We start from the raw sequence: 19,577 nt of genomic DNA, 5'->3' as shown, positions 1-19,577 counted from the left end.
CGGTCGTGATCAAGTCCGATTTCTCCCAGTCCCTGCCCGACAATCCGCGACACGTGCACTTCGTCGGCATTGGTGGAGCCGGGATGAGCGGCATCGCCCACCTCTTCGTCGCGGCCGGTTTCACCGTGAGCGGCTCCGACATCCGGGCGACCGACGCCGTCGAGTCTCTTCGGGCGCGCGGCGTCGAGATCGGGATCGGCCACGATGCCGCACACCTCGGCGCGGCGGACGCCCTCGTCGTCTCCGGAGCAATCAACGAGGACAACCCCGAATACGTGGCCGCGCGCGATCGCGGCCTCCCCGTGGTGCACCGCGCCGTCGCGCTGGCCTGGCTCACGCGCGGCCGCCGGCTCGTCGCCATCGCCGGCGCCCACGGCAAGACCACCTCGACCGGCATGATCATCGAGGCGATGCTCGCTCTCGGCCAGAGCCCGAGCTTCGTCAACGGCGGCGTCATCCGCACTCTCGGCGTCAGCGCGGCGGCCGGCATCGACGACCTCTTCGTCGTCGAGGCGGACGAGTCCGACGGCTCCTTCCTGCTCTACGACACCGCGGTGTCGCTCATCACCAACGTCGACCCCGACCATCTGGATCACTTCGGGTCGCTCGAGGCCTTTGAGGACGCCTTCGTCGCGTTCGCCGGACAGGCCAAGGAGTTCGTCGCGATCTCAAGCGATGACCCCGGGGCCGTGAACATCACGCCGAGAATTGGCTCCCGCGTGGTCACCTTCGGCCAGGTCGACTCCGCCGACGTGCGGGTGCACTCCCTCGACACGCGGCAGACCGTGTCGTTCAGCATCCGCTATCTCGGCGAGGACTACCCGGCGACGCTCCGCGTACCCGGGCTGCACAACGCCCTCAACGCGGCCGGCGCTTTCGCCGTGCTCACCGGACTCGGCTTCGACCCGCGCGCGAGCCTCGACGCGATCGCGACCTTCGGCGGCACCGAACGCCGCTTCGAGCTGCGCGGTGACGTGGCGGGGGTGCGTGTCTACGACGACTTCGCCCACCACCCGACCGAGATCCGCGCGGCGCTCTCCGCGGCGCGAGGCGTCGTCGGCGACGGCCGCCTGATCCCGATTTTCCAGCCGCACCTCTACAGCCGCACCCGGATGCTCGCCCAGGAGTTCGCCGACGTCTTCGACGACCTCTCCGACCACACCATCGTCGTTCCCGTCTACGGTGCGCGGCAGGATCCCGAACCCGGCGTGACCGGGGCGCTCATCACCGAGCGCCTCCGCGTGCCGGGAAGCGGTGAGTACGTCGACAACTGGGAGAGCGCCATCGAGCGCGCCGTCCAGGTCGCGCGGCCGGGCGACTTTCTGATCCCCATGGGCGGCGGCGACATCTATCTCATCATTCCGCAGCTGCTTGCAGCGCTCGAGGCGGCGACTCGCTCACGGATGCATGAAGCGCCCTGAGGGATTCGACCGGCCCCAGGTCGTCGCCCCACCCCCAGAGCCCAAGCCCCGGCGCCGGACGAAAGCGCCTGCGCCGGAGATGATCCCGGAGAGCACGCCGGCGACCGAGCCTGGAACCATCCCACGCACCCCGGATGCCGTGCCAGCCGCAGACTCGGACCGCACCTCGCGGCGTGCGGTGCGCCGCGCGGCGCGACAACGCCGCCGGTTCGAGAAGAGCGAGGTGCGGCGGTTCACCCGTCGAAGTCGTCGTCGCCGTGTGGCGTGGGCCGTCACGCTGGGTATCGTCGTGACGATGGCGTCACTCGTCGCCGTCGCGGTCTACTCGCCGCTGCTCGCGCTCACGACGATCCAGATCGACGGCACCTCGCGGCTGAACCCGGATGATCTTCATGCGGCGGTCGACGGCCAGCTGGACACTCCGCTCGCCCTGATCGATTTCGACCGGATCACCGAGGAACTCGGCGACTTTCCCCTCGTCCGCAGCTACGTGACCGAGACGGTGCCTCCGCACACGCTCATCATCCAGATCGTGGAGCGCGAGCCGGTCGGGTCGCTTGCCACCGGATCCGGGTTCGACCTCGTCGACCCCGCCGGGGTGGTCATCGAGAAATCACAGGCCCGCATACCCGGCGTTCCGCTCATTGACATCGGCGGGGAGGGTTCCGACAGCGCGGCGTTCGACGCGGCGGTCGAGGTTCTGATCGCCCTGCCGCAGCCTGTGCTAGTCCAGCTCGACACGATCGTCGCCGGCACTCGCGACGACGTGGAGCTGACCCTTGCCGGCGGTGGAGCGAAGATCATCTGGGGAAGTGCCGACGATTCGGCGATCAAGGCCCGTATTCTTGCGGCCGCCCTCGCGCAGAACTATCCGAACGTGGTCGAGTACAACGTCTCCGCGCCGGGTCAGCTCACCTACCGCTGACCGCGCCATCCCTGCTGGAACGGGGGAGTGCCGCATCCGGCCCACAAATTCCTCGGCGAGTTTGCGACACGCGGGCCTTTCGCGGACCGCGCGGCGGGCTGCCACTTAACCTCGGAACAAGAAATAGCTATACCAAGTATAACTTTAAGCCTCTACTAGAGGTTGAAAGTACTCAGCGGAGGCCTGACGTGAGCTCAAACCAAAACTACCTGGCCGTTATCAAGGTTGTCGGGATCGGCGGCGGCGGCGTGAATGCCGTCAACCGGATGATCGAACTCGGCCTACGCGGCGTCGAATTCATTGCCATCAACACCGACGCGCAAGCGCTGTTGATGAGCGACGCCGACGTCAAGCTCGACGTCGGCCGCGAGTTGACCCGCGGACTCGGCGCGGGTGCCGATCCGGAGGTGGGACGCCGCGCAGCGGAAGACCACGCTGAGGAGATCGAAGAGGCCCTCGCCGGCGCCGACATGGTCTTCGTCACCGCGGGTGAGGGTGGCGGGACCGGTACCGGCGGCGCCCCCGTCGTCGCGCGCATCGCGAAGTCCATCGGAGCTCTGACGATCGGTGTCGTGACCCGCCCGTTCGGCTTCGAGGGCAAGCGCCGTGCGGCCCAGGCCGAAGTCGGTGTGATGGCGCTCAAGAGCGAGGTCGACACGCTCATCGTCGTGCCGAACGACAGGCTCCTCGAGATCAGTGACCGCGGCATCAGCTTCCTCGAGGCCTTCGCGACCGCCGACCAGGTGCTTCTCGCCGGTGTTCAGGGGATCACCGACCTCATCACGACTCCGGGCCTGATCAACCTCGACTTCGCCGACGTGAAGTCGGTGATGCAGGGCGCCGGGTCCGCGCTGATGGGCATCGGCTCCGCTCGCGGCGCCGACCGCGCCATCAAGGCGGCCGAGCTCGCCGTTGCCTCTCCGCTGCTCGAGGCGTCGATCGACGGAGCCCACGGTGTGCTCCTGTCGATCCAGGGCGGATCGAACCTCGGAATCTTCGAGATCAACGATGCGGCGCGACTCGTGCAGGAGGCCGTGCACCCAGAGGCCAACATCATCTTCGGTGCCGTCATCGACGACACCCTCGGTGACGAGGTGCGGGTGACCGTGATCGCCGCCGGCTTCGACGGCGGCGAGCCCGAGGTCAAGAAGGTCGACCGTCGGGGCCTCAATCACCAGGACGTCTCCCTGCCCATCCCGGTGTCCGCGCCTGCCACGGCATCCGCCGCCGTCGGCGACAGCTCAGCGCGTTTCGGTGGCACGACCCTGACCCAGACGGGAGAGCAGCAGTGGAACGAGCCCAAGCTTCCCGCCGCCCCTGACCCGGTCTTCGACAGGGACGAGGACGATGACCTGGATGTTCCCGATTTCCTGCGGTGACCGGTGACGGAGAGCGTGGCGGACCGGCTCGAGACGGTTCGGGTCGGGGTCGCCGAGGCGGCGGCCCAGGCCGGGCGTGACCTCGCGGGGATCACGACCGTGGTCATCACGAAGTTCCACCCCGTATCCCTCGCGCGTGAGCTTCACGCGCTCGGGGTGCGCGACTTCGGCGAAAACCGCCACCAGGATGCGCAGGCCAAGGCCGCCGAGCTCGCCGATCTCGACCTGACCTGGCACTTCGTCGGGCAGCTGCAGAGCAAGAAGGCCCGGCAGGCGGCCGCATACGCGCACGTCATTCATTCGCTCGACCGGGACTCGGTCGTGGACGCCCTCGCGTCAGACGAGCGCACGGTCGACGCCTTCGTACAGTTGAATCTGACGACGGATGCCGCGCGCGGGGGAGTGCCGGACGAGGAACTCGAGGCGTTGGTCGAGCGCGTCGTCGCCACGAGAGGTGTTCGCCTGCTCGGAGTGATGGCCGTCGCCCCGCTCGGCGAGGAGCCGCGAGCAGCGTTCGCGAGGCTCAGAGCGGCGTCGGACCGGGTTCGCGCGATCGACCCGGCGGCCGAATTCATCTCGGCAGGAATGTCGGGGGACTACCGCGAGGCCATCCTCGAGGGCGCGACACACCTGCGGATTGGGTCGACAATCACCGGAAACCGGCCGACCCGCGGTTAATCTTAGGTTCAGTACGACCCACACAGGAGGCACGAAATGGCTAACCCGCTGCGCAAGACCATGGTTTATCTGGGGCTCGCGGACGAGGAGTTCGAGAACCATGAGCCGACCCCTGCTCAGCCCGCCGCGCCCGCCGCCGCGGCGACCCCTCAGGGTCACGCGACGAACACCGCCGGACGCGCCCCTGTCACCCCCTTGCGGCGTCCCACTACGACAAAGAATGCGGCACCGGTCGAAATGAATGAGATCCTCACAGTCCACCCTCGCCAGTACCGCGACGCGCAGGTCATCGCCGAGAGCTTCCGTGACGGCATCCCCGTCATCATCAACCTCTCCCAGATGAGCGAGCCCGACGCGCGACGCCTCATCGACTTCGCCAGTGGTCTCTCGCAGGGGCTCTACGGCAAGATCGAGCGCGTCACCAAGCAGGTCTTCCTGCTGTCGCCGGCCCACATCGTCGTCAGCGGCGACCAGGCCGATGCCGAGCCAGAAGTCGATGCGTCGTTCTATGCCCAGAACTGAAACACAGCCGGATGAGCTAGCGTCGGAGCTGTGATCGTTTCTGTTATCGCGACCATCGCGTATTACGCCCTCTTCCTGTACCTCATCGCAATGTGGGCGCGCTTCATCCTCGACCTCGCGCGCAACTTCGCCCGGGGCTGGCGGCCGAAGGGATTCCTCGTTGTCGTGGCGGAAGTCGTGTTCACGATTACGGATCCGCCGATCCGGGCCGTGCGCCGCTTCATCCCGCCGATCCGCCTCGGTGGAATCGCCCTCGACTTCGCCTGGAGCATCGTATTGATCGCGGTGCTCATCCTGATGTCGTTCGCCACATCGTTGGCATCGTCAACGGCGTAAGCGAGTGTCGACGCTGTACTCTTAACCGCGTGTCCCGGAGGCGTCCTCCGACTCGCGGGCATTCGTTTGCTAGCTTTAGCAGCACGCATATTCATGCACGGAACGTGCATGTTCCAGATGATTTTGAGGTGACCCATGGCTCTGACTCCCGAAGACGTTGTCAACAAGCGTTTCCAGCCGACCAAGTTTCGCGAGGGATACGACCAGGACGAGGTCGATGACTTCCTCGACGAGGTCGTCGTCGAGCTGCGTCGCCTGAATCAGGAGAACGAGGAGCTACGCCAGCGCCTCGTCGGCAGCGAATCCCGCATCGGCGAGATGCAGCGTGGCGGAGGCCAGTCGGCTCCGGCCGCAGAGCCCGTTGCTGCGGCAGCTCCCGAGCCCGAGTCCACGTCTGAGCCGGCGGTTGCGGCTCCCGCCGCCGTTGCCGCCCCGGTTTCGTACGCCGCGCCGAGCGGCGAGTCCGAGACCGACAGCACCACCAACCTGCTGCAGCTGGCTCGCCGCCTGCACGAGGAGCACGTCCGCGAAGGTGTCGAGAAGCGCGAATCGCTCGTCGCCGAGGGCAACGCCACTGCCGAGCGCGTCGTCAGCGAAGCCGAGGCCACCGCGGCCAAGGTCGTCGGGGAGGCCGAGACCACCGCGGCCAAGGTCGTCGGCGAGGCCGAGACCAGCGCCGAGCGCGTCGTCACCGAGGCGGAGGCCACTGCGGCGCGCCTCGTCAGCGAGGCCGAGGCAACGCAGCGAGCGCAGCTGGCCAAGCTCGACAAGGAGCGCACCGTTCTCGAGCAGCGCATTGACGAGCTCCGCACCTTCGAGCGGGAGTACCGCCAGAAGCTCAAGGGGTACATCGAGAGCCAGCTTCGCGAACTCGACAGCGCCGGATCGGCGAGCAAGTCGGAGACCGCGTCCATGAGCCAGGGCGTCGGTGGCAACTGAGCCGACCGCGGCGGCACGTACGGCAGGGGTCAGCGTTGGGGCGATCTTCGCGCTCGTCACGGTGGCCCTCGTCGTCTTTGCCTGTGACCAGATAACGAAGTACTTCGTCGTCGAGAACCTGCCGCTCGGCGAACCGGTCCCGGTGCTCGGCAACGTGCTCGACTTCGTGTTCGTGAAGAATCCAGGGGCAGCGTTCTCGTTGGCGAGCGGCGCCACCTGGATCTTCTCGATCGCGGCATCCGTCGTGACGGTCCTCATCATCGTCTTCGCCCGCCGGATCCGGTCTCTCAGCTGGGCCATCCTGTTCGGGATGCTGCTCGGCGGTACGCTCGGCAACCTCACCGACCGGCTGCTGCGCGAACCGAGCTTCGGCCTCGGCCAGGTAATCGACTTCATTCGCGTCGCCGGGTTCCCGGCCGTGTTCAATATCGCCGATTCGTTCATCGTCGCGAGTATGGGGCTGTTCATCATCCTCACCATCCGCGGGGTGGGGCTGGACGGCCAGCGCGAGCAGAAGGTCGCTGCGACCGGTTCCGGCCCGGCCACGCCCGGCTACCCCGCCGCTGCCGATTCCACCCCCGACGCCACGGAGCGCTAGAAGACATGGAAACACGCAGCATGCCCGTCCCCGAGGGGCTCGCGGGCGAGCGGGTCGATGCGGGGCTCGCCAAGCTCCTGGGCTTCTCACGCACCTTCGCGGCCGAGGTCGCCGAGGGCGGGGGAGTGAGCGCAGACGGAGCGGTCCTCGGCAAATCAGACCGGCTGAACGCCGGGAGCTGGCTCGAGGTCAACTGGCAGTCGAGGGAAGCCCCGGTGATCGTGCCGGTGCACGTGCCCGACCTCACGGTCGTGCACGATGATGACGACATCGTCGTCATCGATAAGCCCGTCGGTGTTGCGGCGCACCCCTCTGTCGGCTGGACCGGTCCGACCGTGCTCGGCGCCCTGGCGGGCGCCGGCTACCGCATCTCCACCTCCGGCGCGTCTGAGCGCGCGGGAATCGTGCACCGGCTCGACGCCGGTACGAGCGGCCTCATGGTGGTCGCGAAGTCCGAGCGGGCCTATTCCGAGCTCAAGCGCGCTTTCCATGACCGCGAGGTCGACAAGATCTACCACGCCGTCGTGCAGGGCCATCCCGACCCGCTCGCCGGGACTATCGACGCGCCGATCGGGCGGCACCCCGGGTCGAGTTGGAAGTTCGCGATCGTCTCCGGAGGCAAGGACTCAGTCACCCATTACGAGACGCTCGAGGCGTTCCCGAGTGCTTCGCTGCTCGAGGTGAACCTCGAGACCGGTCGAACGCACCAGATCCGCGTGCACATGGCCGCCCAGCGTCACCCGTGCGTCGGCGACGCGATGTACGGTGCCGATCCGTCGATCTCGGCGAAACTCGGACTGTCGCGCCAGTGGCTTCACGCGCTCCAGCTGAGCTTCCGGCACCCGGCCACCGGCGAAAGCGTCGTCTACAGGACCAACTACCCGGCGGACCTCCAGCACGCGCTGGATGTGCTCCGAAAAGACTGACCCCAGCCTTAGGCTGGAGGAAGCTTTTCACCTCGGTTTTCGGAGTACTTCTTGTCAGAGCGCGCCAGTTCGTTCGTCCACCTGCACGTCCACAGCGAGTACTCGATGCTGGATGGCGCGGCACGGGTCGGACCGCTGATCCAGGCGGCTGTCGAGCAGAAGATGCCCGCGATTGCGATGACCGACCACGGCAACGTGTTCGGCGCCTACGACTTCTGGCGCACCGCCACCAAAGCCGGCATCAAGCCGATCATCGGCACCGAGGCGTACCTCACGCCGGGCACGGCGCGGGGCGACCGCACGCGTATCCGCTGGGGCAACGGCGGACAGGACGACGTCTCCGGCTCCGGTGCGTACACGCACCTCACGATGCTCTCGTCCACCACAGAGGGCATGCACAACCTGTTCCGGATGTCGTCCCTCGCGAGCCTCGAGGGCTATTACTTCAAGCCGCGAATGGATCGCGACCTGCTGAGCACCTACGCGAAGGGCCTCATCGCGACCACCGGATGCCCGAGCAGCGAGGTTCAGACGAGGCTCCGGCTCGGGCAGTACGACGAGGCCGTCGCGGCGGCATCCGACTTCCGCGACATCTTCGGTCGGGAGAACTACTACTGCGAGATCATGGACCACGGCCTCGGTATCGAGCGACGGGTCATGGGCGATCTCCTCCGCCTCGCGAAGCAACTCGACCTGCCGCTGGTCGCCACCAACGACCTGCACTACACGCATTCGCACGACGCGACCTCGCATGCCGCCCTGCTCTGCGTGCAGTCGGGCACGACACTCGACGACCCGAACCGATTCAAGTTCGACGCAGACGAGTTCTATCTCAAGTCCGCCGAGCAGATGCGCCACCTGTTCCGCGACCACCCGGAGGCCTGCGACAACACCCTGCTCATCGCCGAGCGCTGCGACGTCAAATTCGACGAAGACGCCAACTACATGCCCGTCTTCCCCGTGCCGGAGGGCGAGACGGAGCAGTCCTGGTTCGCCAAGGAGATCGAGGACGGCCTCAACCACCGCTACAAGGGCAACATTCCGCAGGCATCGAGCGAACGGGCGGCCTACGAGGTGGGCGTCATCTCGCAGATGGGGTTCCCCGGTTACTTCCTGGTCGTCGCCGACTTCATCAGCTGGGCGCGCAAGAACGGCATCCGCGTCGGCCCCGGGCGCGGCTCGGGAGCCGGCTCCATGGTCGCCTACGCAATGGGCATCACCGACCTCGACCCACTCCAGCACGGCCTGCTGTTCGAGCGGTTCCTCAACCCCGACCGCGTCTCGATGCCCGACTTCGACGTCGACTTCGACGAGCGCCGACGCGGCGAGGTGATCCGCTACGTCACCGAGAAGTACGGCAGCGACCACGTCGCCCAGATCGTCACCTACGGCACGATCAAGGCCAAGCAGGCGCTCAAGGACTCCTCCCGCGTGCTCGGATTCCCCTACGGAATGGGCGAGAAGCTCACCAAGGCGATGCCCCCGACAATCATGGGCAAGGATATCTCCCTCGCGGGTATCACCAACAAGGACGACCCGCGCTGGAAGGAGGCCGCGGATGTGCGTGCGGTGCTCGACGCCGACCCCGACGCCCGCACGGTCTTCGACACCGCACTCGGGCTCGAGAACCTCAAGAGGCAGTGGGGCGTGCACGCCGCGGGTGTGATCATGTCGTCGAAGCCGCTGCTCGACATCATCCCGATCATGAAGCGGGAGCAGGACGGCCAGATCGTCACGCAATTCGACTACCCCGCGTGCGAGGCCCTGGGCCTGATCAAGATGGACTTCCTGGGGCTGCGCAACCTCACGATCATCGATGACGCGCTCGACAACATCAAGGCGAACCGCGGCGAGACCCCCGTGCTCGAGGACCTCGAGCTCGACGACCCGCTCACCTACAAGCTGCTCGCGCGCGGCGACACTCTGGGCGTGTTCCAGTTCGACGGCGGCCCGATGCGCTCACTGCTGCGGCTCATGCGCCCCGACAACTTCGAGGACATCTCGGCCGTCGGCGCCCTCTACCGGCCGGGCCCCATGGGTGCGAACTCACACACCAACTACGCCTACCGCAAGAACGGCCAGCAGGTCGTCGACTACATTCACCCCGAGCTCTCCGAGGCGCTCAAGGACGTACTCGGCACCACCTACGGCCTGATCGTGTACCAGGAGCAGGTCATGTCGATCGCGCAGGTACTCGCCGGGTACTCGCTCGGCCAGGCCGACCTGCTGCGCCGGGCGATGGGCAAGAAGAAGAAGTCGGAGCTGGACAAACAGTTCGAGGGTTTCTCCGCCGGCATGAAGTCCAACGGGTACTCCATGGCCGCAGTCAAGACGCTGTGGGACATCCTGCTCCCGTTCTCCGACTACGCCTTCAACAAGGCGCACTCGGCCGCCTACGGCGTGCTGTCGTACTGGACGGCCTACCTCAAGGCGCACTACCCGGCCGAGTACATGGCCGCGCTGCTCACGAGCGTCGGCGACTCCAAAGACAAGCTCGCGATCTACCTCAACGAGTGCCGCCGCATGGGCATCAAGGTGCTTGCTCCCGATGTCAACGAGTCGATCGGCTATTTCGCCGCCGTCGGCGACGACATCCGCTTCGGCCTCGGTGCCGTGCGCAACGTCGGGTTCGCGGTCGTCGACCTCATCCGGGCCGCCCGCGACGAGAAGGGCCGTTTCGAGTCGTTCCACGACTTCCTCGCGAAGGTGCCGATCGGTGCCGCCAACAAGCGCACCGTCGAATCGCTCATCAAGGCTGGGGCCTTCGACTCCCTCGGGTCGACCCGGCGCGCGCTCCTCGAGGTGCACGAGGATGCCGTCGACTCGGCCGTCACCGTCAAGCGCAACGAGGCCCACGGGCAGGTGGGCTTCGATTTCGACAGCCTCTGGGACGAGCCGGAGCAGCGCGTGTCCGTTCCGGAGCGCCCGGAGTGGTCCAAGCGTGACAAGCTCGCCTTCGAACGCGAGATGCTCGGGCTCTACGTCTCCGACCATCCGCTCGCCGGACTCGAGCTGCAGCTCGCGAAGCACGCGAGCACGACCATCGCCGACCTCCTCGCGAGCGACCCGTCGATCGACGGCGAGACCGTCAACATCGCCGGGCTCGTGACGAGCGTGCAGCACCGAACCGCCCGCAACTCGGGAAACCAGTACGGGCTCGTCCAGATCGAGGACTTCGGGGGAGAGATCACCGTGATGTTCCTCGGCAAGACCTACCAGGAGTTCTCGCCCGCACTCTCCAACGATCAGGTCGTCGTGATCCGCGGTCGGGTGAGCATGCGCGACGACGGCATGAACCTGCACGCCGTGAGCATGTTCAGCCCCGACCTCGGCCAGAGCCTCGGATCGGGCCCGCTCGTCATCAGCATGCCGGAGCACCGGGCCACGACCGACGTCGTGACCAGCCTGAACGATGCGCTCATCCGGCACGCGGGCGACACCGAGGTGCGCCTCAAGCTGGTCAAGGGCGACACCGCACGCCTGTTCGAGATCCCGTTCCCTGTGACGGTGAGCGCGGACCTCTACGGCGAGCTCAAGTCGCTGCTCGGCCCGAACTGCCTGAACTGACCGCATCCGCTGCGGGGCAGCGCGCGGCCGGCGTCCAGCGGGCGGCCACTAAAGTTGGGAGCGCCATGATCCAGACCATTGACCTCCGCGGTCGCCGCCTCAGCCCTGCAGAACTCCTCCAGATCGTCCCCCGTTCGCACACCGACATCTCGGTGGCGACGGATGCCGCGAGTGCGCTCATCGACGACGTGCGCGCCCGCGGCGAGCAGGCGATCCTCGACCAGGCGGAGCGCTTCGACGGGGTGCGGCCCGACCACGTGCGGGTGCGTTCTGGGGAGATCGCCGACGCCGTCGCGCGGCTCGAGCCTGCCGTGCGAGACGCGCTCGAGGAGGCCATCGACCGGGTCAGGGCCGGATCGGCCGCGCAAGTGCCCGCCCCCTCCGTCACGACGCTCGGAGACGGCGCCGAGGTCGTTCAGCGCTGGAGCCCCGTCGCACGGGTCGGCCTCTACGTTCCCGGCGGCAAGGCCGTATATCCCTCAAGTGTGGTCATGAACGTCGTGCCCGCCCAGGTCGCCGGGGTTCGCTCGGTCGCCCTCGCCTCCCCGCCCCAGCGGTCCTTCGGCGGAGCGATCCACCCGACCATCCTCGGCGCGGCCGGGCTGCTCGAGATCGACGAGATCTACGCCATGGGCGGTGCGGGGGCGATCGGCGCGTTCGCCTACGGTGTTCCCGGGCTACTCGACCCCGTCCAGGTGATCACCGGACCCGGCAACGTCTACGTCGCCGCCGCCAAGCGACTGGTCCGCGGACACGCGGGCATCGACTCCGAGGCCGGCCCCACCGAGATCCTCGTGATCGCGGACGGCACCGCCGTCCCGCGACTCGTCGCCAGCGACCTGATCAGCCAGGCCGAACACGATGAGCTCGCCGCCGGGGTGCTCGTCACCGACTCTCCCGATCTCGCCGACCGCGTCCAGGTCGAGCTCGCGCGACTCGTGCCGCTCACCCACCACCGGGAACGGGTGCAGATCTCGCTGACCGGCGTGCAGTCCGCCATCGTGCTCGTCGACGACCTCGCCTCCGCCGCCGACTTCAGCAACGCCTACGGACCGGAGCACCTCGAGATCCAGACGGCCGACCCGGCGGCGATGCTCCCCAGCATCCTCAACGCCGGCGCGATCTTCCTCGGCGATCACTCGCCCGTGAGCCTCGGCGACTACCTCGCCGGATCGAACCACGTGCTGCCCACCGGGGGACAGGCTCGATTCTCCTCGGGACTCGGCGCCTACACCTTCCTGCGGCCGCAGCAGGTCGTCAGCTACGATCGCGCCGCGCTGGAGCGAGTGCGCGAGCAGGTTGTCGCCCTGTCCAGCGCCGAGGACCTCCCGGCGCACGGTGACGCCGTGACGGCGAGATTCACCGACGACTGACGTCCCCCGTTTCCGCGGGCGCAGGCGTACGCTGGTGTCACCATGTTCTGCCCCTTTTGTCGTCATCCTGATTCCCGAGTCGTCGACTCCCGCACCAGCGACGACGGACTGTCGATCCGCCGCCGTCGGCAATGCCCGGAGTGCGGGCGACGATTCTCGACGACCGAGACGGCGAGTCTCAACGTCGTCAAGCGCAGCGGAGTGATCGAGCCGTTCAGTCGCGAGAAGATCGTCGCCGGGGTCAGGAAGGCCTGCCAGGGCCGCCCGGTCACCGACGCCGACCTCGCGATCCTCGCGCAGCGGGTCGAAGAGGCGATCCGGGCAACCGGGGCATCCCAGATCGACGCCAACGACATCGGTCTGGCGATCCTCCCGCCGCTGCGCGAACTCGACGAGGTCGCCTACCTTCGGTTCGCGAGCGTCTACAAGGGGTTCGACTCCCTCGAGGACTTCGAAACCGCGATCGCACTGCTGCGGGTCGAGCACGACGAGGCACTCTCGCCAGAGTAGGGCCGCGCCGACTGGCCCGGGCGCGGTATGCGGGTCACCGCCCGCTGCCGCTACCCTGAGTCTCGGTATGTATCCCCTCTTCTTCTCCCTCGTCCTGCGTCGACTCGATCCCGAGCGGGCCCATCACCTGGCATTCACCGTGATCCGGCTCCTTCCACGCATCGGTGTCGGAGCCCTGCTGCGGCTCGCCACCCGCCCGCATCCGTCGCTCGCGACCTCCACCCTCGGCCTGGAGTTCGACTCCCCGTTCGGAGTCGCCGCCGGTTTCGACAAGGATGCCGAGGGCATGCGCGGCCTCTGGCAGCTCGGATTCGGCCACGTCGAGGTCGGCACGCTCACTGCCCTCGCCCAGCCGGGCAACGAGAGGCCACGGCTGTTCCGCCTGATCGCCGATCGCGCGGTAATCAACCGCATGGGCTTCAACAACGGGGGATCCGCCGCCGCCGCCCCGCGCCTGCGCCGTGAACGCGCCAGAAGCCGCCGGCCCATCATCGGGGTGAACATCGGCAAGTCGCGGGCTGTCGAGGTCGAGAGCGCGATCCCCGACTACCTCGAGAGCACGCGACTGCTCGCACCCACCGCCGACTACCTCGCCGTCAACGTGAGCTCACCGAACACTCCGGGACTGCGCGGCCTCCAGGAGATCGAGCGCCTCGCACCGCTCCTCAGCGCGGTCAAGGCGGCAGCAGGTGACACGCCGGTCCTCGTCAAGATCTCACCCGACCTCAGCGACGACGAGGTGCGCAAGATCGCGGAGCTCGTGACCGAGCTGCGGCTCGACGGCATCATCGCGACGAACACGACCCTCTCCAGGGAGAACCTCCGCACCCCGGCGGATGTCGTCGAGGCCGCCGGCGCCGGGGGCCTGTCCGGCGCACCGCTCGCACCTCGCTCGCTCGAGGTGCTTCGGCTGATCCGTTCGAAGGTGCCCGCCGAGCTGTGCGTCATCTCCGTCGGGGGCGTCGACACGGCACACGACGTGGCCGAGCGCCTCGCCGCGGGAGCGACACTCGTGCAGGGCTACACCGCGTTCCTCTATCGGGGACCGCTCTGGGCGCGCCACATCAACCGCGGACTCGCCACGGCGAGAGCAGAGCTCAGCTCGGCCATTCCCAACGCTTGACCTGAGGCTTCGGAAGCCGCATCAGACGCAGCTGCAGCGCCCGCATGGCGGCGTACCACCGGGTTCCGCCCTGCACGTTGGCCTCGCCGAACTTCGCCGCCAGCTTCTTCTTCACCAAGTAGCCGAGGATCACGCTGTCGATCACGGCGATGAGGAAGAATGCCCAGAGGGCGAGGTAGGAGTAGGTGCCGAGCGCCGGGACGAAGGTCGTGAGGATGACGATGAACATGAGCGGGATGAGGGCCTCGCCCGCGCTGAACCGCGCGTCGACGTAGTCGCGCACGAACCGGCGCTGCGCCCCGCGGTCGCGCTGCGGCAGGTAACGCTCGTCGCCGTTCGCGAGCCCGATGCGCGCCTTCTCGCGGGACTGCGCCATCTTGGCGCGAGCCTCCTTGTTCGCCGCCTTGCGGTCATTCGACACGAGCGGGCGCATGTTCGCCGCTTCGCGCTCGCGCCGGGTGGGGGTCGCGTGACCCTTGCCGGTCTGAACGCCGCCGTCGCTCACGACACCCCTGTCGTTGTCGCCGGAGGGTGCGTTCTGGTCGCCACGTGTCTGGGCCATGTGAAATTCCTTGCCGTTGGTCTCGGCTTAAGATTACTCGCATGACTTCAGTCGCGCCCACACGTCCCGAACTGCTCGCCGCACTCGCGAGTGCCGTGCAGGCGGGGCTGCCCTCCGCCCTCGCCGAGCTCGGCGCCCTCGTGCGCATCCCGTCCGTGTCCTGGGGCGCCTTCGACCCGCAGCGGGTGCAGGACAGCGCGGATGCCGTGAAGAATCTCGTCGAGGGCCTCGGCGTATTCGAGAGCGTGCAGATCTCCCGGGCGACGCAGGGTGATTCCGACGCGCTCGGCCAGCCGGCCGTGCTCGCGAACCGTGCGGCGCGAGGTGGGGCACCCACGATCCTGCTCTACGCCCACCACGACGTGCAGCCCCCCGGGGACGACGCCGACTGGGATTCGCCGCCGTTCGAGCCGACGGTGCGCGGTGACCGGCTCTACGGCCGCGGCTCCGCAGACGACAAGGCGGGCGTGATGGCGCACATCGCATCCATCCGCGCCCTCGTCGAGACCGTCGGCCCCGACTTCAACCTCGGCCTCGCCCTGTTCATCGAGGGGGAAGAGGAGTTCGGTTCCCGGTCGTTCAAGAACTTCCTCAGCCAGCACCAGGCGGAGCTCTCCGCCGACGTCATCGTCGTGGCCGACTCGGACAACTGGGACATCGACACCCCGGCCCTGACGGTCGGGCTGCGCGGGAACGTCACCTTCCGGCTCACGGTCTCGACCCTCGCGCACGCCTCGCACTCGGGCATGTTCGGTGGAGCGGTGCCCGACGCGATGATGGCGACCGTGCTCCTGCTCGCGAGCCTCTACAACGACGATGGGTCTGTCGCCGTCGCGGGCCTCACCGGCCGCGACACCGACACGCCCGACTACGACGAGGCGAAGCTGCGCCACGAGACCGGCCTGCTCGACGGGGTCAGCCCGATCGGATCCGGCGCCATCCTCGACCGGATCTGGTCGAAGCCTGCCATCACGATCACGGGCATCGACGCCCCGACCGTCGACAACGCCTCGAACACCCTGTCGCCGTCGACTTCGGTGCGGATCAGCGTGCGGATCGCTCCGGGCCAGCCCGCCGCGGAGGCGTACGCGGCGATCGACGCTCACCTGCGCGCCCACGCGCCCTTCGGAGCGCATGTCGAGATCACCGACGTCGACGCCGGCAATCCGTTTCTCGTCGACACGGGCGGCTGGGCCGTCGCCGAGGCGAAGCAGTCGATGGCGGATGCGTGGGGCGTTGCACCCGTCGAGACCGGCGTCGGCGGCTCGATCCCATTCATCTCCGACCTGGTCGACGTCTTCCCGGACGCGCAGATCCTGGTGACCGGGGTCGAGGATCCCGGCACCAAGGCGCACAGCCCCAACGAGTCGCTGCACCTCGGGGTGTTCCACCGTGCCGTGCTCACCGAGGCCGTGCTGCTCGCGCGTCTCGACGAGCGCGGGAAGAAAAACGGGTGATCGATGCTTACACTGGTCAGAGCTTTTTCTAGGCAAAAGGAGTGGTCATGACCGACACGACACTGACCGATGGCACCACGACCGACACGGCGTCCGCACCCGCGCACGGTGTGGGGCTCACGGCGACCGCTGCGGCGAAGGTACGCGCCCTCTACGAACAGGAAGCGCGTGACGATCTCCGCCTCCGCGTCGCAGTGCAACCCGGCGGATGTTCCGGGCTCATCTACCAGCTCTATTTCGACGAGCGCCTGCTCGAGGGCGACACGACCGTCGACTTCGACGGTGTCGAGGTCGTCGTCGACAAGATGAGCGTGCCCTACCTCGAGGGCGCGAGCATCGATTTCGAAGACACGATCCAGAAGCAGGGTTTCACGATCGACAACCCGAATGCGGGCGGCAGCTGCGCGTGCGGGGACTCCTTCCACTAGCACGCACCCAGGGCAATAGCGCTCGCTCAGCGATCAGACGATCTTCATTGAGCAGACGTCCAGAAAAGGGAATTGCCAACTGGCAGTTCCCTTTTTTGATGCCGAAATGCCGCCGTGCGGGTCTCTCGACGGGTGTCGATCGCAGTAGGCTGAGAGAGTTGAACAGAACCTGAGTTCTCTCACGGTCCGTGTAATTGAAAGGTCCCCGGTGCACTCAAACCGCCGTCTACGATGGGCAACCATCCCGATCGCCACGATGCTTGTCGTCGTTCTCGCCGGATGCACCCAAACCCAGCTGCGTGGCTACCTCCCGGGGGAGCCAGGAATCACCAGCAACACCGACCGTGTGACGGGCCTCTGGGTCACCTCCTGGATCGTGTTGCTGATTGTCGGAATCGTCACCTGGGGCCTCATCATCTGGGCCGCCGTCGTCTACCGCCGCCGCAAGGGTCAGACGGGCCTTCCGGCTCAGCTGCGCTACAACATGCCGATCGAGATTTTCTATACGGTCGTGCCGCTGCTTCTGGTGCTCGGCTTCTTCGCCTTCACCGCCCGCGACCAGGCCGCAATCGAGGCGCCGATCGAAGACCCCGACGTCACGATCGAGGTCTACGGCAAGCGCTGGGCATGGGACTTCAACTACCTCAACGAGGGCCCGGGCGGCGAGGGTGTCTATTCCGCCGGCGTTCAGGCCACCGAGCTCGACGGCCCGGCGACGGTCGACTACGACCAGCTCCCCGTGCTCTACCTGCCGGTCGACAAGAGTGTCGAGATCAAGATCGAGTCGCGCGATGTGATCCATTCCTTCTTCGTCGTGGACTTCCTCTATAAGAAGGACATGATCCCCGGCAAGTCGAATTACATGTACTTCACGCCGCTCAAGACCGGCACCTACATCGGCAAGTGCGCCGAGCTGTGTGGCGAGTACCACTCGCTCATGCTCTTCCAGGTGAAGGTTGTCGAGCAGGCAGAGTACGACGCCCAGATCGCGAGCCTCGCCGCGGCAGGGCAGACGGGAACTCTCGGCGAGGAATACAACACCAATTCGAACCAGCCAGGCACGGAAGCTCCAGAACGCGAAGGTAACTCAGAATGAGCACAGCGACGGCACCGAAAGTCGGATCCGCGACGCCCGGCCCGCGGCCGGTCGAGTCGAGAGTCGGGGCCAAGGGCAACATCATTGTCGACTGGGTCACCTCGACTGACCACAAGAAGATCGGGTACCTGTACCTGATCACTTCGTTCCTCTACTTCTGCCTCGGCGGAGTGATGGCGCTCGTCATCCGGGCGCAGCTCTTCGCGCCGGGCCTCGACGTCGTTGCGACGAAGGAGCAGTACAATCAGCTGTTCACGATGCACGGCACGATTATGCTGCTGATGTTCGCGACGCCGCTGTTCGCCGGCTTCGCCAACGTGCTCATGCCGTTGCAGATCGGTGCTCCCGACGTGGCGTTTCCCCGGTTGAACGCATTCGCCTACTGGCTGTTCAGCTTCGGCTCGCTCATCGCGGTGGCCGGGTTCCTCACCCCGCAGGGCGCGGCATCCTTCGGTTGGTTTGCGTACTCGCCGCTGTCGTCGACGACGTTCTCACCCGGTCTCGGTGGCAACCTGTGGGTGTTCGGTCTCGCGATGAGCGGCTTCGGCACGATCCTCGGTGGCGTGAACTTCATCACTACGATCATCACCATGCGCGCGCCCGGCATGACGATGTTCCGGATGCCGATCTTCACCTGGAACACCCTGGTGACCTCGATCCTGGTGATCATGGCGTTCCCGGTGCTGGCGGCCGCGTTGTTCGCCCTCGGTGCGGACCGGGTTCTCGGGGCACAGATCTTCAACCCAGAGGCCGGCGGGGCGATCCTCTGGCAGCATTTGTTCTGGTTCTTCGGGCATCCGGAGGTCTACATCATCGCCCTGCCGTTCTTCGGGATCGTCTCTGAGGTGTTCCCGGTGTTCAGTCGGAAGCCGATCTTCGGCTACAAGACCCTGATCTATGCGACGATCTCGATCGCGGCGCTGTCGATGACGGTGTGGGCGCACCACATGTACGTGACAGGGTCGGTTCTGCTGCCGTTCTTCGCGCTCATGACGATGCTGATCGCGGTGCCGACCGGGGTGAAGATCTTCAACTGGGTTGGCACGATGTGGCGCGGCTCGGTGACGTTCGAGACGCCGATGATCTGGGCAATCGGGTTCCTGATCACGTTCGTCTTCGGTGGGCTGACCGGGGTGATCCTGGCGTCGCCGCCGCTCGACTTCATGGTCTCCGACACCTACTTCGTGGTCGCGCACTTCCACTACGTGGTGTTCGGCACTGTGGTGTTCGCGATGTTCAGCGGGTTCTATTTCTGGTGGCCGAAGTTCACGGGCAAGATGCTCGACGAGCGCCTGGGCAAGATCCATTTCTGGCTGCTGTTCATCGGCTTCCACATGACCTTCCTGATCCAGCACTGGCTCGGGGTGATGGGCATGCCCCGCAGGTACGCGACGTACCAGCCGGAGGACGGCTTCACCGCCATGAACCAGCTGTCGACGGTCGGCGCGATGCTCCTCGGAGTCTCGATGCTGCCGTTCCTCTACAACGTGTGGATCACCGCGATGCGCGCGCCCAAGGTCACGGTCAACGACCCCTGGGGCTACGGTCGGTCGCTCGAGTGGGCGACCTCGTGCCCGCCGCCGCGCCACAACTTCACCTCCATTCCGCGCATCCGCTCGGAGTCGCCGGCGTTCGACCTCGCGCACCCGGAGGCCGGCATCCCAATCGGCATCGGCCCGCTCAAGGACGCCCCGGACGCCCCCGTGTACGACCTGTCCGACGAGAAGGTGAAGTAGC

General features: G+C 66.9%; 18 protein-coding genes. 17 read left to right on the top strand and 1 reads right to left on the bottom strand.

Translation table 11 applies throughout. From position 1 onward, the window contains the following. The first annotated feature begins 5 nt into the window (after positions 1-5). From murC to ABIB15_RS11210, 13 genes are all read left to right on the top strand, one after another. Complete coding sequence (gene murC / locus ABIB15_RS11270; RefSeq protein WP_354478413.1) at positions 6-1,421, top strand: UDP-N-acetylmuramate--L-alanine ligase; 1,416 nt, start codon at positions 6-8, stop codon at positions 1,419-1,421. Beyond that, positions 1,408-2,346 carry a cell division protein FtsQ/DivIB gene (locus ABIB15_RS11265; RefSeq protein ID WP_354478410.1) on the top strand — a complete coding sequence of 313 codons (939 nt, stop codon included), beginning with the start codon at positions 1,408-1,410 and terminating at the stop codon, positions 2,344-2,346. The genes murC and ABIB15_RS11265 overlap by 14 nt, the downstream gene beginning before the upstream one ends. 188 nt (positions 2,347-2,534) lie before the next feature. Next, the gene (ftsZ, locus tag ABIB15_RS11260) at positions 2,535-3,725 is read left to right on the top strand and encodes a cell division protein FtsZ (protein WP_354478407.1); all 1,191 of its coding nucleotides are present in this window, start codon (positions 2,535-2,537) and stop codon (positions 3,723-3,725) included. 3 nt (positions 3,726-3,728) lie between these two features. Beyond that, positions 3,729-4,403 carry a YggS family pyridoxal phosphate-dependent enzyme gene (locus ABIB15_RS11255; RefSeq protein ID WP_354478405.1) on the top strand — a complete coding sequence of 225 codons (675 nt, stop codon included), beginning with the start codon at positions 3,729-3,731 and terminating at the stop codon, positions 4,401-4,403. Positions 4,404-4,439: 36 nt separating this feature from the next. Continuing rightward, entirely contained in the window at positions 4,440-4,925 is a 486-nt protein-coding gene (locus ABIB15_RS11250) for a cell division protein SepF (protein ID WP_354478403.1), read from the top strand. A gap of 30 nt (positions 4,926-4,955) precedes the next feature. Beyond that, complete coding sequence (locus ABIB15_RS11245) at positions 4,956-5,261, top strand: YggT family protein (protein WP_354478400.1); 306 nt, start codon at positions 4,956-4,958, stop codon at positions 5,259-5,261. Positions 5,262-5,396: 135 nt separating this feature from the next. Continuing rightward, complete coding sequence (locus ABIB15_RS11240) at positions 5,397-6,200, top strand: DivIVA domain-containing protein (RefSeq protein WP_354478398.1); 804 nt, start codon at positions 5,397-5,399, stop codon at positions 6,198-6,200. Then, positions 6,190-6,798 carry a signal peptidase II gene (gene lspA / locus ABIB15_RS11235; RefSeq protein ID WP_354478395.1) on the top strand — a complete coding sequence of 203 codons (609 nt, stop codon included), beginning with the start codon at positions 6,190-6,192 and terminating at the stop codon, positions 6,796-6,798. The genes ABIB15_RS11240 and lspA overlap by 11 nt, the downstream gene beginning before the upstream one ends. A gap of 5 nt (positions 6,799-6,803) precedes the next feature. Next, positions 6,804-7,724 carry an RluA family pseudouridine synthase gene (locus tag ABIB15_RS11230; protein WP_354478392.1) on the top strand — a complete coding sequence of 307 codons (921 nt, stop codon included), beginning with the start codon at positions 6,804-6,806 and terminating at the stop codon, positions 7,722-7,724. A gap of 51 nt (positions 7,725-7,775) precedes the next feature. Continuing rightward, positions 7,776-11,291, top strand: a complete 3,516-nt coding sequence (gene dnaE / locus ABIB15_RS11225; protein WP_354478389.1) for a DNA polymerase III subunit alpha — start codon at positions 7,776-7,778, stop codon at positions 11,289-11,291. A 65-nt stretch (positions 11,292-11,356) separates the two neighbouring features. Then, positions 11,357-12,664 (top strand): histidinol dehydrogenase, encoded by a 1,308-nt coding sequence (hisD, locus tag ABIB15_RS11220; protein ID WP_354478386.1) that lies wholly within the window; start codon positions 11,357-11,359, stop codon positions 12,662-12,664. Between the two features lie 42 nt (positions 12,665-12,706). Continuing rightward, positions 12,707-13,174 carry a transcriptional regulator NrdR gene (gene nrdR / locus ABIB15_RS11215; RefSeq protein ID WP_354478384.1) on the top strand — a complete coding sequence of 156 codons (468 nt, stop codon included), beginning with the start codon at positions 12,707-12,709 and terminating at the stop codon, positions 13,172-13,174. Between the two features lie 67 nt (positions 13,175-13,241). Continuing rightward, entirely contained in the window at positions 13,242-14,297 is a 1,056-nt protein-coding gene (locus tag ABIB15_RS11210) for a quinone-dependent dihydroorotate dehydrogenase (RefSeq protein ID WP_354478381.1), read from the top strand. Here the strand turns inward: ABIB15_RS11210 and ABIB15_RS11205 are convergent. Continuing rightward, positions 14,272-14,859, bottom strand: a complete 588-nt coding sequence (locus tag ABIB15_RS11205; protein WP_354478378.1) for a DUF3043 domain-containing protein — start codon at positions 14,857-14,859, stop codon at positions 14,272-14,274. The genes ABIB15_RS11210 and ABIB15_RS11205 overlap by 26 nt on opposite strands. 41 nt (positions 14,860-14,900) lie before the next feature. Here ABIB15_RS11205 and ABIB15_RS11200 point away from each other — a divergent pair, with 41 nt between their 5' ends. The 4 genes from ABIB15_RS11200 (at position 14,901) to ctaD (ending at position 19,576) form a co-directional block, all read left to right on the top strand. Further along, positions 14,901-16,316 carry a dipeptidase gene (locus tag ABIB15_RS11200; protein ID WP_354478375.1) on the top strand — a complete coding sequence of 472 codons (1,416 nt, stop codon included), beginning with the start codon at positions 14,901-14,903 and terminating at the stop codon, positions 16,314-16,316. A 47-nt stretch (positions 16,317-16,363) separates the two neighbouring features. Beyond that, entirely contained in the window at positions 16,364-16,744 is a 381-nt protein-coding gene (locus tag ABIB15_RS11195; RefSeq protein WP_354478372.1) for a HesB/IscA family protein, read from the top strand. A gap of 208 nt (positions 16,745-16,952) precedes the next feature. Beyond that, positions 16,953-17,840 carry an aa3-type cytochrome oxidase subunit II gene (gene ctaC / locus ABIB15_RS11190; protein WP_354478369.1) on the top strand — a complete coding sequence of 296 codons (888 nt, stop codon included), beginning with the start codon at positions 16,953-16,955 and terminating at the stop codon, positions 17,838-17,840. Continuing rightward, positions 17,837-19,576, top strand: coding sequence for an aa3-type cytochrome oxidase subunit I (ctaD, locus tag ABIB15_RS11185; RefSeq protein WP_354478366.1), 1,740 nt, complete (start codon positions 17,837-17,839; stop codon positions 19,574-19,576). The genes ctaC and ctaD overlap by 4 nt, the downstream gene beginning before the upstream one ends. The last annotated feature ends 1 nt before the right edge of the window (position 19,577 follow it).

Origin of the sequence: Marisediminicola sp. UYEF4, assembly GCF_040546025.1 — a bacterium.
Taxonomy (GTDB): domain Bacteria; phylum Actinomycetota; class Actinomycetes; order Actinomycetales; family Microbacteriaceae; genus Marisediminicola.
Note: the sequence above shows the minus strand (reverse complement) of the source record. Positions and strands in the feature narration are given on the sequence as shown.

Excerpts from the sequence above, each read along its gene's own strand:
- ABIB15_RS11210 (WP_354478381.1), top strand. The coding sequence starts at position 13,242 with ATGTATCCCCTCTTCTTCTCCCTCGTCCTGCGTCGACTCGATCCCGAG.
- ABIB15_RS11195 (WP_354478372.1), top strand. The coding sequence starts at position 16,364 with ATGACCGACACGACACTGACCGATGGCACCACGACCGACACGGCGTCC.
- ABIB15_RS11205 (WP_354478378.1), bottom strand. The coding sequence starts at position 14,859 with ATGGCCCAGACACGTGGCGACCAGAACGCACCCTCCGGCGACAACGAC.
- ABIB15_RS11265 (WP_354478410.1), top strand. The coding sequence starts at position 1,408 with ATGAAGCGCCCTGAGGGATTCGACCGGCCCCAGGTCGTCGCCCCACCC.
- ctaD (WP_354478366.1), top strand. The coding sequence starts at position 17,837 with ATGAGCACAGCGACGGCACCGAAAGTCGGATCCGCGACGCCCGGCCCG.
- nrdR (WP_354478384.1), top strand. The coding sequence starts at position 12,707 with ATGTTCTGCCCCTTTTGTCGTCATCCTGATTCCCGAGTCGTCGACTCC.
- ABIB15_RS11250 (WP_354478403.1), top strand. The coding sequence starts at position 4,440 with ATGGCTAACCCGCTGCGCAAGACCATGGTTTATCTGGGGCTCGCGGAC.
- ABIB15_RS11230 (WP_354478392.1), top strand. The coding sequence starts at position 6,804 with ATGGAAACACGCAGCATGCCCGTCCCCGAGGGGCTCGCGGGCGAGCGG.
- ABIB15_RS11200 (WP_354478375.1), top strand. The coding sequence starts at position 14,901 with ATGACTTCAGTCGCGCCCACACGTCCCGAACTGCTCGCCGCACTCGCG.
- hisD (WP_354478386.1), top strand. The coding sequence starts at position 11,357 with ATGATCCAGACCATTGACCTCCGCGGTCGCCGCCTCAGCCCTGCAGAA.
- ABIB15_RS11240 (WP_354478398.1), top strand. The coding sequence starts at position 5,397 with ATGGCTCTGACTCCCGAAGACGTTGTCAACAAGCGTTTCCAGCCGACC.